Source organism: Pseudomonas sp. 1121_17, from assembly GCF_052850745.1.
Genome location: NZ_VXCX01000020.1, coordinates 25,242 through 37,745, shown reverse-complemented (window position 1 = coordinate 37,745; position 12,504 = coordinate 25,242). Strand labels below are relative to the sequence as shown.

9 protein-coding genes are annotated in these 12,504 nt (G+C 63.0%); 1 reads left to right on the top strand and 8 read right to left on the bottom strand.

The features are described from left to right. Positions 1-231: 231 nt before the first annotated feature. The gene (locus FW789_RS23685; RefSeq protein ID WP_103438600.1) at positions 232-582 is read left to right on the top strand and encodes a BON domain-containing protein; all 351 of its coding nucleotides are present in this window, start codon (positions 232-234) and stop codon (positions 580-582) included. A gap of 95 nt (positions 583-677) precedes the next feature. On the opposite strand, the gene FW789_RS23680 is transcribed toward FW789_RS23685, so the two are convergent. From FW789_RS23680 to FW789_RS23645, 8 genes are all read right to left on the bottom strand, one after another. Continuing rightward, entirely contained in the window at positions 678-3,614 is a 2,937-nt protein-coding gene (locus FW789_RS23680; RefSeq protein WP_446432123.1) for a DUF748 domain-containing protein, read from the bottom strand. Positions 3,615-3,692: 78 nt separating this feature from the next. Continuing rightward, positions 3,693-4,562 (bottom strand): oxygenase MpaB family protein, encoded by an 870-nt coding sequence (locus tag FW789_RS23675; RefSeq protein ID WP_103438857.1) that lies wholly within the window; start codon positions 4,560-4,562, stop codon positions 3,693-3,695. A 43-nt stretch (positions 4,563-4,605) separates the two neighbouring features. Beyond that, the gene (gene acs / locus FW789_RS23670; protein WP_411562586.1) at positions 4,606-6,540 is read right to left on the bottom strand and encodes an acetate--CoA ligase; all 1,935 of its coding nucleotides are present in this window, start codon (positions 6,538-6,540) and stop codon (positions 4,606-4,608) included. Between the two features lie 230 nt (positions 6,541-6,770). Then, positions 6,771-8,435, bottom strand: coding sequence for a glucose-6-phosphate isomerase (gene pgi, locus FW789_RS23665; RefSeq protein WP_103438598.1), 1,665 nt, complete (start codon positions 8,433-8,435; stop codon positions 6,771-6,773). Positions 8,436-8,586: 151 nt separating this feature from the next. Beyond that, positions 8,587-9,450: a pantoate--beta-alanine ligase gene (gene panC / locus FW789_RS23660; protein WP_186701266.1), complete on the bottom strand. Its 864-nt coding sequence runs from the start codon at positions 9,448-9,450 to the stop codon at positions 8,587-8,589. Next, positions 9,447-10,247 (bottom strand): 3-methyl-2-oxobutanoate hydroxymethyltransferase, encoded by an 801-nt coding sequence (panB, locus tag FW789_RS23655; protein ID WP_101322146.1) that lies wholly within the window; start codon positions 10,245-10,247, stop codon positions 9,447-9,449. Before panB ends, panC begins: the two co-directional genes overlap by 4 nt. A gap of 244 nt (positions 10,248-10,491) precedes the next feature. Further along, positions 10,492-10,971, bottom strand: coding sequence for a 2-amino-4-hydroxy-6-hydroxymethyldihydropteridine diphosphokinase (gene folK, locus FW789_RS23650; protein WP_103438596.1), 480 nt, complete (start codon positions 10,969-10,971; stop codon positions 10,492-10,494). 2 nt (positions 10,972-10,973) lie between these two features. Continuing rightward, on the bottom strand, positions 10,974-12,362 hold the full coding sequence (locus tag FW789_RS23645) for a polynucleotide adenylyltransferase PcnB (protein WP_103438595.1): 1,389 nt from the start codon (positions 12,360-12,362) through the stop codon (positions 10,974-10,976). Positions 12,363-12,504 lie beyond the last annotated feature (142 nt).

Sequence of the window (12,504 nt, the reverse complement as noted above, 5' to 3'; positions counted from 1 at the left end):
TTTTCCGCGCCCATTTCGAGATAGCGAGAACCTCTGGGGTACATGCATCTTGCATGCAGGATTTTGCTCCGGCTTGCAAAATGCACGAAAGAGCAAATCAAGATAAATAGATAACTTGTTGATTTATATGGTTTTTGCTGGCTCTAAAAAGTTGGCACAGCCCCTGCAATAGTCTATTCATCTGACGCCAACTGAATCGGCGCAGACCTTTCGACAACAGGAGTGACCCGTATGAAGAAGTTCGCCATTGCTGCCGCTACTGCTACCGCTCTGACTCTGACCATGGCTAACGCTGCGTTCGCTCAGCAAGCTGTCCAGGCTCCAGTTATGCTGGCTGCCAACACTGTCGACAGCGCCAAGCAAGAAGGCTCCGATACCTGGATCACCACCAAGGTCAAAGCTGATCTGCTGACCGAGAAAGGCATCCCAGGCGGCGATATCAAAGTCGAAACCAATCAAGGCGTAGTTTCGCTGTCGTCCGATGTGAAAGTCACCGAATCGCAAAAAGAGCGTGCAGTAGCAATCACCAAGGCTATCAAAGGCGTTAAAGACGTCTCGGCTGCTGGCCTCAAAGCCGAATAAGGATTGCTCCGCAGGCCAGAAGGATCCGGCCACCGCATAACGAAAAGCCCCGGCATCTGCCGGGGCTTTTTCGTTGTTGCGCTCAATGCTGACGCTTATTCAGCATCCAGGTGCATCGGCGTAATCACGCGCCCATCCGATTCGGCCTGGCCCAGCGTGGTATCGATGAAGTACACCCGGTCATCCGCCAACTTGCCTTTGTCGACCAGGTAATCCTTGATGTTACCGGCCCGCGCCTGGCCCAACTGGCGCAGCAGCGCAGCGCTCTCGGCCCAGGACTTGATAACCGCCTCACGCAGCTTGGCGCTACGCTCTTCACGCCCCAGCTGCTGCCATTCAGCAGGCGGCTGTTGTTTCAGGCGGGTGCGGTAGATACCTTCGAGCATCGCCGGCTTGTCGTCAGCATCCACCACCAGCATCGACGCATTGGCCGGCACCTTGTCGCCGCGGCGCTGCAGGATCTTGTACCAGATCGACTGATACTCACGCTCCAGGCGCTGCTCGGCGATCAACGGGCCATCGCTGGTCTGGGCGCTGGTGCCTTCGATCTCCAGGCGCAATTCAGGGCGTTCGTTGAGCGCGGTCGCCAGTTTGTCCAGGGCCGCTTGGGCATCGCCGCTGAGGTCGCTCGAGCCGGCGCTGAACGCGACCGTACCCAGGTCCTGCGAGCTGCCGCCGGAGACCAGCCCGCCAATGAACTTGAACGGCGCCTGGGCGGCACGCAGGACCAGATTGCGCAGGGTTTGCCAAACGATCGGCATGACGCTGAACTGCGGGTTGTTGAGGTCGCCGGTCACCGGCAGCTCGATCGAGATGGTGCCGTCGGTGTCCTTGAGCAGCGCCACCGCCAGGCGGATGGGCAGGTCGACGGCGTCGGGGCTGTCGACCTTCTCACCCAGTTGCAGTTGCTCGATCACCAGCTTGTTTTCTGCCTTGAGCTGGCCATTGGTGATCAGGTAGTGCACGTCCAGGTTGAGCCGGCCCTTGCGAATGCGAAAGCCGGCAAACTTGCCGGAGTAGGGCGTCAGTGTGGTCAGCTCGACGCGTTTGAAGCTGGTGGCAATGTCCAGGCTGGCCATCGGGTTGAACGGGTTGAGCGCGCCCTTGATGGTGACCGGTGCATAGCGGTCGACCTTGCCCTTGATATCGACCTTGGCCGGCGCTGGCTGGCGGTTGTCGATGGTGCCGACCTGGCCATTGAGCTGCTGCACGGCTGTGGCGAAGTTTGGCGTCAGGGTCAGGTCGGCAAAGTTGGCCGAGCCGTCGTTGATGTCGATCTTGCCGATACGAATGCCCAGCGGCTTGCTGTTGCTGGCTGCCACCGGTTTTTCTGCGGTACTTTTGGTAGCGCCGGCTGGCTGCGGAATCAGCAGGTCATCAACGTTGGTGGTGCGGTCTTCGTTGATGATGAAACGCGCATATGGCTGCAGCAGCTTGACTTGGTCGATGGTCAGCGCATCGCCGTGCACGTATGACAACCCATTGAGGTCGAGCTGCTGCCATTTGACGAAGTCGCGGTCCTTGATCGTGTCGAGGGTATGCAACTGGTTGACGGTGGCGGTACCGGTGACGGTAAAGGCCAGCGGCGCCGTATTTTGCAGATCGACCTTGAGGTCGCTGGCGAGCATGCCGCTGCGCAGCTCAAGCTGAATGAACGGGCTGATGTAGGCCTGGGCGATGCGCAGGTCGATATCGCGGGTGCTGACATCGAGCTTGGCGGTGACCGGCGCCAGGTTGACCTGGCCGGAGGCTTGCAGTTTGCCTTGCTTGCCGACGGCGGTATCCAGTTTGAGGGTAAACGGCGACTTGTTGAGGCTGTCATAGCCCTGCATGTCGAGGTTGAGCGGGCCGACATCCAGAGGGACCGGTTCTTTCTGGCTACGGTCTGCCAGGTGAATCATGTAATCGCGCGCTTGAACGTCCTTGAGCAGTACTTGCCACGGCTTGCTCGGCGCGGCGGCTGCTTTTTCCTGCGCTGTCGGCTCGGCTGCGGCAGGTTCGGCTTTCTCCTTGGGGGTAGCTTTGGCTGGCTGGCTGGCGAACAGCTTCTGCCAGTCGAGCTGGCCGTCCTTTTCCAGGGCGGCCCAGGTCTCCAGCTTGCTGCTGCGGATCTTGCCTACGGTGACCAGTTGCTTGGCCAGATCGATCGAGGTTTCGCTGACCTCGAGACTGGCCAACCGCGCCAGTTGCCTGCCGTCCGGTGCCTTGATGGCGAACGGCGCGATGCGTACATGAGTGTTGTCGAGCAGCAGCTCGGTCTGTTTCGACAGGTTGAGCGTGTAGTGGGTATCGAGGCTGATCACGCCTTCTTCCAGCACCAGCGGCACCGCGTCACGCACGTAAGGCCAGAACGCCTTCATGTTGCCGTCGGTGATTTTCAGGGTGCCTTGCGAGCTGATCGGCGCCAGGCCGAGTGTGCCTTTCCAGTCAATCCGCCCACCGGCGGGGCCGATGGCGACCAAGGTCATGTCGGCGCTGTCGTCGGGCAGGGTGCTGAGGTTTTTCAGCTCGAAATTCATCGAGTCGTAAAGAAACTCGATCGGCTCGCTCGGGCGCAGGTCCTGGAAGTGCAGGTAGCCTTCAGTGAGCTTGATGCTGCCGATACGCAGCGGGAACGGGTCGCTGGCTGGCTCGTCTGGCTTGGCTTCGCTGGGCGGCAGTTTGAACAGCTGAGTCAGGTTGAGGCTGCCGTTTTTGTCGAAGAGGATTTCGTTGCGCGGTTTGTCCAACTCCACTGCATCCAGGTGCAGGGCGCCGCTCCACAGGCTGTTCAGCGACAGGTTGGCGTACAAGCGCTCAAAACCCAGTTGCTCTTTGCCCGGCTCGCCGACCTGCAAACCCCACAGGGTCAGCTCTAGGCTGAACGGGTTGAATTCGATGCGTTGCAGCTGCGCCGGCACCGTCGCGTATTGGGCCAGCTGTTGATTGGCAATGCGTAGGCCAATGCCTGGAAGGATGAAGAAGCCGAGCAGGCTGTACAGGGCCACGAGGGCCAGCATGGCGCCGAGGGCGCGAGTCAATCCTTTGGGCATGTGCAGCATCGTCTGTCCGAGCGGGAGTGCTTGGAGTATGGCACGTTAAATCGGTTCCGCAGAATCAGCCGAATGACCTTATTCGATGCCCATTCGCCTCCGCGCGCGGTGCGCCGAGCTGTCGCGCATGGCCCAGCGCAGGACTGGCGCGGTGCGCTCGATACCTACTCGGATCAAGCGCCGGCTCAGCGGCCCTTGTTGCAGCTCAAGCATATCCCGGCCCCAGCCTGGTAACAGTTCGATGCCCGCCCGCAGCATCAGCTTGCCCACGGGGGCTGCCAAGCGGCTTGGCGCCGGTGCCTTGAGCAGGATATCGATCACCTCCAGGCTGCGCGCATCGCAGTGCAACTGTGGACGCATGCGTTGCAGGTAGGCCTCGATTTGCGCACAGGAGCGTGGCACGTCGCGCGCGCCGAGGCGCTCGGCGATCAGGGCGATTTCGTTGTAGTACGCGTCCTGATCAGCCTGCGACAGATGCGGGTTGCGGTAACGCAGGTGGGCGGCCATGAAACTGCTGACTTCGGCAACGTGCACCCAGGTCAGCAGGTCCGGGTCACTGGCGGCATAAGGCCGGCCGTCGGCGGCGGTGCCGACGACTTTGAGGTGGATGGTGCGTACCTTGTCGATCAACCAGTTGGCGTCGCGGGTCGAGCCAAAGGTGGTGCCGGAGATGAATTGGCTGGTGCGGCGCAGGCGCCCGAGCAGGTCTTCGCGAAAGTTGGAGTGATCCCACACCCCGGCCAGGGCCAGCGGGTGCAGCAGTTGCAGCATCAAGGCACTGATACCGCCGACCAGCATGCTCGGAAAATCGCCGTGGACCTGCCAACTGACGCTGTCGGGGCCAAACAGGCCGGGGTCACCCTTGGGTGACTCCAGGTCAAGCTGGCCGAGGGCCAGGCCAGTCAGGCTCATGACCTGGGTTTCGATACGACGGCGTAAGGCTTCCATGGCGACCTGCAATGCGCGGCAGCCCGCCATGGGCCACCTCTAGCTATTGGTTGAGGCGAGTATCGATCAAGCCCTGCACGACGCTGGCATCGGCCAGGGTCGAGGTGTCACCCAGCGAGTCCAGCTCGTTGCAGGCGATCTTGCGCAGTATACGCCGCATGATCTTGCCCGAGCGGGTCTTGGGCAGGGCTGGTGCCCACTGGATCATCTCCGGTTTGGCGAAGCTGCCGATCTCCTTGCTGACCAACGCCAACAGTTCAGCCTTGAGGGCGTCGTCTGCGCTCACGCCATTCATCGGCGTGACGAAGGCATAGATACCCTGGCCCTTGAGGTCGTGCGGATAGCCGACCACGGCCGCCTCGGCGATGCCGTCATGCAGCACCAGCGCGCTTTCCACTTCTGCCGTACCGATCCGGTGGCCAGAGACGTTGATCACATCATCGACTCGCCCGGTGATCCAGTAGTCGCCATCGGCGTCGCGGCGGGCGCCGTCGCCGGTGAAATAGTAGCCGGCGAAGGGCTTGAAGTAGGTGTCGACCATGCGTTGCTGGTCACCGTAGACGCTGCGGATCTGCGCCGGCCAGCTGGCTTTGATTGCCAGCAGGCCCGAACCTGGCCCGTCGATCACTGCGCCTTTGTCATCGAGCAGTACCGGTTGCACGCCAAACATCGGCTGGGTGGCGCAACCCGGTTTGATCTGCCCATTGCCCGGTAGCGGGCTGAGCATGATGCCGCCGGTTTCGGTCTGCCACCAGGTGTCGACGATCGGGCAGCGTTCTTTGCCGACCTGATGAAAGTACCACTCCCAGGCTTCCGGGTTGATCGGCTCGCCGACACTGCCGAGCAGGCGCAGGCTTTGCCGCGAGGTGTCCTGCAAGGGGCCTGGGCCTTCGCGCATCAGGGCGCGCAGGGCGGTAGGGGCGGTGTAGAAGATATTCACCTGATGTTTGTCGATGACCTGCCAGAAGCGCGAGCTGTCGGGGTAGTTGGGCACGCCTTCGAACATCAGCGAGATCGCCCCGTTGGCCAGCGGGCCATAGACTATATAGCTGTGGCCGGTGACCCAGCCGACATCGGCGGTGCACCAGAACACTTCGCCGTCGCGGTAATCGAATACCACCTTGAAGGTCATCGCGGCCTGCAGCAGATAGCCGCCGGTGGTGTGCAGCACGCCTTTGGGTTTGCCGGTGCTGCCGGAGGTATACAGGATGAACAGCGGGTCTTCGGCATCCATCGGCTCGGGCGGGCAGTCGTCACCGGCAAGCTCGGTGGCGGTGTGGTACCAGAGGTCGCGCTGGTTGTCCCAGGCCACTTCACCACCGGTGCGGCGCACCACGAACACGCTGCTGACGGCCGGGCAGCTGGCCAGGGCCTTGTCGACGTTCTGCTTGAGCGGCACACGTTTGCCGCCTCGCACGCCTTCATCAGCGGTAATCACCGTGCGGCAGTCGGCATCCAGGATGCGGTCGCGCAGGGCGTCGGGCGAGAAGCCACCGAACACCACCGAGTGGATCGCGCCGATGCGGCTGCAGGCGAGCATGGCGTAAGCCGCCTCAGGGATCATCGGCATGTAGATGCACACCCGATCGCCCTTGCTCACCCCGCGCGCCTTCAGTGCGTTGGCCAGGCGGCAGACCTGGCGGTGCAGCTCGCGGTAGCTGATGGCCTGCGAATCCTTGGGGTCGTCGCCTTCCCAGAGCAGGGCGGTCTGCTCACCCCGTTTGGCCAGGTGGCGGTCGATGCAGTTGTAGCTGACGTTGAGCTTGCCGCCGGCGAACCATTTGGCTTCGCCGCTGGCAAGGTCGGCCTGTTGCACGCTGCTCCAGGGTTTGATCCAGTCCAGCCGCTTGGCTTGCTCGGCCCAAAAACCGTCCGGGTCATCGATCGACTGTCGGTAAAGGCGTTTATAGTCGTCGACGCTGAGTGCAGTGGCCTGGCTGACGGCGAGGGCGGTGGGGTACTTGCTGAGATCGAACATGGCGGGTGGTCCTGCTCTTGTCGTGGCAAGGGACTGCACCTCACCGCGGCGCGCAAGGCAGGATGAAGTGCAACGGCTATTCGATGGACAGTGTAGTCGGCGCGGGTGTTCCTCCGGGGTTGCCGGCGCAATGCAAAGCGCGGGGCCAGCTTGCCCCTGCAGTACCGCACAATCGAACGGTACTGCAAGAGGCAAGCTGGCCCCGCGCCGGGGCTTGCAGCAGGGCTTGATCAGCCGCGGTGACGACCGCGGAAGTAATTGATCAGGCCTTGGGTGGAGCCGTCTTCAGCGGCTTCTTCCTGAGCGCCGACCAGGCGTTGGTACACGCCTTTGCCGAGCTCTTTGCCCAGCTCGACGCCCCATTGGTCAAAGGCATTGATGCCCCAGATCACGCTCTGCACGAACACCTTGTGCTCATACATCGCCACCAGCGCGCCGAGGCGACGCGGGCTGATCCGCTCGACCACCAGCGTGTTGCTCGGGCGGTTGCCAGGGATGACTTTGTGCGGGGCCAGCTTGGCCACGTCGGCTTCGTTCAGGCCTTTGCCACGCAGCTCGGCCTCGGCTTCTTCGCGGGTCTTGCCGAGCATCAGTGCCTGGCTCTGCGACAGGCAGTTGGCGTACAGCCACTGGTGATGGTCGGCCACCGGGTTGAAGCTCACCACCGGCACGATAAAGTCGGCCGGGATCAGCTGGGTGCCTTGGTGCAGCAACTGGTGATAGGCGTGCTGGCCGTTACAGCCAACGCCGCCCCAGATCACCGGGCCGGTCGCGGTTGGCGCCGGGCTGCCATCCTGCAGCACGCTCTTGCCGTTGGACTCCATGTCCAGCTGCTGCAGGTGCTTGGTGATGTTGCGCAGGTAATGGTCGTACGGCAGGATCGCGTGGCTGCGCGCATCCCAGAAGTTGCCGTACCAGACGCCAAGCAGGGCCAGCAGCACCGGCATGTTCTGCTCGAACGGCGCGGTCTGGAAGTGCTGGTCCATGGTGTAGGCGCCCGACAGCAGCTCCTTGAAGTTGGCCGTGCCGATGGCCAGCGCAATTGGCAAACCAATCGCCGACCACAGCGAGTAACGCCCGCCAACCCAGTCCCACATCGGGAAGATGTTTTCTTCGCGGATACCGAACGCGACGGCTGCGGCCTTGTTGCTCGACACCGCGATGAAGTGACGGTACAGCTCGGCTTCGGAGCCACCCTGGGCCAGGTACCAGGTGCGGGCGGCCATGGCGTTCTTCAGGGTTTCGAGGGTGTTGAACGACTTCGACGAAACGATGAACAGGGTCGTCTCGGCCGCAAGCTTGGCCGACAGTTCGTGGAATTCGCTGCCGTCGATATTGGCCAGGTAATGGCAGCGCACGCCGCGCTGGGCATACGGCAGCAAGGCTTCGGAAACCAACTCAGGGCCGAGGAACGAACCACCGATGCCGATGTTGACCACGTCGGTGATCGGTTTTTCGCTGTAGCCGCGCCACAGCCCGTCATGAATGCGACCGACCATCTCGGTGATCTGGTTGAGTACCTTGTGCACTTCGGGCATCACGTTGACGCCGTTGACGCTGAGTTTGTCGCCAACCGGGCGGCGCAGGGCGGTGTGCAGTACCGGGCGGCCTTCGGAGGCGTTGATGATCTCGCCGCTGAACATCGACTTGATGGCTGCTGCCAGGTCGACGTCGGTGGCCAGGTTGACCAGCAGCTTGCGGGTCTCATCGTTGATCAGGTTTTTCGAGTAATCGAGAAACAGCCCGCAGCTGCTCAGGGAGAACTGATCGAAGCGTTGCGGGTTGGCCGCGAAGGCATCGCGCATGCTGAAATCCTGCATGGCGTCGCGGTGTTGTTGCAGCGCCTGCCAGGCTGGCAGCCTCGTCACATCATGGGGGGTACGGTAATACGCCATTGCGAAGGGTTTCCTTGATGCATGATCTGGCCTTGGACAACTGGCAGTCGCTGGCAGTTGCAGGCAGTTGATCATTATAGGCATGGCTGGCGCGGGGGGAATGGGGTCAGGCGGGGAGAATTTGGGGCCGCGTGGCGGCCCCGGGTTGCAATCAGGCGGTGGGCTCGTCCAGATGCAGGTACAAGTTGTCGATCAGGCGTGTGGTGCCCAGGTACGCTGCGGCGATTACCACCACGTCGCGGTCATCGGCCATGGCCGGGCGCAGAGTCAGTGCGTGGCGCACTTCCAGATAGTCCGGGCGAAAGCCTGCCGCCAGCAGTTGGGCCTGACCGGCCACGATCAGCTCGGCAAAGTCGCGCTGGCCATGGCGGATGGCGTCGGCCATCACGCTCAGCTCGCGGTACAGCGCTGGCGCTGCAGCGCGTTGCTCGGGCGTCAGGTAGCCGTTGCGCGAGGACAGCGCCAGGCCATCGTCGGCGCGTACGGTCGGCTCGCCGATGATTTGGATCGGCATGTTCAGGTCGCGCACCATGGCGCGGATCACCGCCAGTTGCTGGTAGTCCTTTTCGCCGAACACGGCCAGGTCGGGCTGGACCATATTGAACAGCTTGCTGACGACCGTGGCCACGCCTTCGAAATGCCCCGGACGGCTGGCGCCACACAGGCCTTCGGACAGTTGCGGCACGCTGACCCGGGTCTGCACTGTGGTGCCGTCGGGATACATTTCATCCACAGTTGGCGCGAACAGCAAATGACAGCCTGCCTCGAGCAGGCGCTCCTGGTCAGCGGCAAGGGTGCGCGGGTAGCTGTCGAGGTCCTCGCCGGCGCCAAACTGCAGCGGGTTGACGAAGATGCTCGCCACGACGAAGTCGGCGCGCTGGGTGGCTTTGATCACCAGAGCGACGTGGCCGCTGTGCAGGTTGCCCATGGTCGGGACAAAGGCGATGCGCTTGCCTTCGCTGCGGGCGCGGGCCACGGCGGCGCGCAGTTCACGGACGCTCTTGACGGTATTCATGCGCTGAACCCGTGTTCTGCAGCCGGGAAGCTGACGTCTTTGACCGCCGCCACGTAAGCACTCAGGGCGCCTTGGATATCGGCCTGGCCGAGCATGAAGTTCTTGACGAACTTGGGCATGCGCCCGGTCAGCGACAGGCCGAGCATGTCGTGCAGCACCAGCACCTGGCCGTCGGTGGCGTTACCGGCACCGATGCCGATCACCGGAATGGCCACGGCCTGGGTGATCTCCGCAGCCAGCTCGCTGGGCACGCATTCGAGCAGGAGCATGGCCGCCCCGGCTTGCTCCAGGGCAATCGCGTCGGCACGCATCTGCCGCGCCTGGGCTTCCTGACGACCCTGCACCTTGTAACCGCCCAGCACGTTGACCGTCTGCGGGGTCAGGCCCATGTGCGCGCACACCGGCACGCCGCGTTCGGCCAGCAGGCGAATGGTCTCGCTCAGCCAGGCCGCGCCTTCGAGCTTGATCATGTGCGCGCCGGCCTGCATCAGGCTGGCGCAGTTGGCGAAGGCCTGCTCAGGCGTGGCGTGGGCCATGAACGGCAGATCGGCGAGGATCAGTGCGCCGTCGTTGCCGCGTTTGACGCAGGCCGTGTGGTAGGCCATTTCTGCAGTGGTCACCGGCAGCGTGCTGTCATGCCCTTGCAGGACCATTCCCAGCGAGTCACCCACCAGCAACACGTCGACCCCGGCCTGGCTGGCAGCCTTGGCGAAGGTGGCGTCATAGCAGGTCAGCATGGCGATTTTCTCACCCTTGGCCTTGAGGCCATGCAGGGTGGTCAGGGTTACTTCAGGCATGTAGAAAGTCCTCGTTCAGGCGCTGTGCAATCGACCTGCGTACAAGCTTGCGCAGGTGCCATGCGGAGCGGCACATCATCGTTCGTGATGTTCAGACCCGCCCGGGCCCAAATAGGTTAAGTGTGGCGCGTCGAGGCCACGGGATGCCTATAGTCGTGAGCGAGGGGAGGGAAGTCAATCACCCTGTTACCGCATTGTTACGGCAAGGGTGTTACTGGCGTTACCGCCGTCAAGATCGCCCGAATTACAGGCGTTCGAGGCCGCTGAACGGGCAGGCGGCGAGCAATTGCGCAAGGCTGCGGCCATCGGCGAGGACGAAGTCGGCAGGCACCAGCTCAGCCAGTGGGTAGAGCACGAATGGGCGCGCGTGCATGTGGTAGTGCGGCACGGTCAGGCGCGGGCTGTCGAGCAGCTGTTGGCCAAACAGCAGCACATCCAGGTCGAGGGTGCGTGGGCCCCAACGTTCCTGGCGTACGCGCCCTTGATCGTTCTCGATTGCCTGCAGCGCATCGAGCAGTTGCAGCGGCTCGAGCGTGGTGTCGAGCGCGGCTACGGCATTGGTGTAGCGCGGCTGGCCGGGCAGCAGCGAGTCGCTGGCGTAGAAGCCGGAAACCGCTGCCAGGCGCGTGCCCTCGGCCTTGTCCAGGGCATCAAGGGCACTGCGCAGTTGCTCGGCCGGTTCGGCCAGGTTGCTGCCCAGGCCGATGTACACGCGCACGCTCATGCTCAGTCGAACGCTTCGTCAGCGCTGCGCTTGCGCTTGGTGCCGCTGCGCTTGCGTTTGCGTGGCGCGGCGCCGCTGCCGTCATCACGGCTACCGAGCTCGGCGATCATGGCCCGGCGTTCGCTGTCGTTGGCGTCCTGGTAGTCGGTCCACCACTGGCCCAGCTCTTCGGTTTCCTCGCCGGCGCTCTCGCGCAGCAGCAGGAAGTCGTAGCCAGCGCGGAAGCGCGGGTTGTCCAGGAGCATGTCGGCGCGTTTGCCGCTGCGCCGTGGCAGGCGTTCCTGCATGTCCCAGATCTCGCGGATCGGCAGGGTGAAGCGCTTGGGGATTGCAATGCGCTGGCACTGCTCGGCGATCAGGTCGTGGGCGGCCTGGTTCATTGCCGGGATCGGCGGTACGCCCTGGCTCTGCAGGTACAGCGCGCGGCCCGGCAGGGCCGGCCAGAGCATGGCCGCGAAGAGGAACGCCGGCGTTACCGGTTTGCCCTGCTTGACGCGCAGGTCGGTGTTCATCAAGGCGTTGCTGATCAGCGTGTGGGTGTAGCTCGGGCGTTCTTCCAGGGCGTGGCTGCTGCCGGGGAACAACGGTTCAAATAGATGCAGGTCGACCAGCATTTCGAAGGCGATGGCGCCGTGGCCGGAGAGGAACAACTTGAGGCATTCCTCGAACAGCCGTGCTGGCGGGATATCGCGCAGCATCGGTGCCAGCTCGCGGATCGGCTGCACCGTGTGCTTTTCGATGCCGAAGTTGAGCTTGGCCGCAAAGCGCACCGCGCGCAGCATGCGCACCGGGTCTTCTTGGTAACGATGGACCGGGTCGCCAATCAGGCGCAGCAGGCGGTTACGCACATCGGGCATGCCGTTGGCGTAGTCGAGGATGCGCTCGCTGACCGGGTCGTAGTACAGCGCATTGACCGTGAAGTCGCGGCGCTGGGCGTCGTCTTCGAGGGTGCCGTAGACGTTGTCGCGCAGAATACGACCGCTGGCATTATGCGACGAACGGTGGCTGTCGCCCTCGTCTTCATCGCTGTGGTGGGCACGGAAAGTGGCCACTTCGATGATGTCACGGCCGAAATGCACGTGAACCAGCTTGAAGCGGCGGCCAATGATTCGCGCATTGCGAAACTCGGCACGGACCTGTTCAGGCGTGGCGCTGGTGGCGACATCGAAGTCTTTGGGCGTGATGCCCAGGAGCATGTCACGCACACAGCCGCCAACCAGGTAAGCCTGGTATCCGGCAGCCTGCAGGCGATCGACAATGCCCACCGCATGGCGGCTGAACTGGCTGCGCTGCAGCGAGTGCTGGCTCTTGTTGATCACTTCAGGCGTGGTGCGCCTGTGGTGTTGACCACTAACGGGAGGACGGAACGACTGGAACAACTTCTTCAGCATGGGATGCACTGTTTGAAGGAATGTTCGGCCAAGGGATAGAGAATGGCCGCATGATGGGCGGGGATTCTAGCATTTACTTCGGGGATGGTGTAGGCGGTATGCCACGGGTGCTTGCGCGGGAGGCGGAAACGACAAGGGGAGC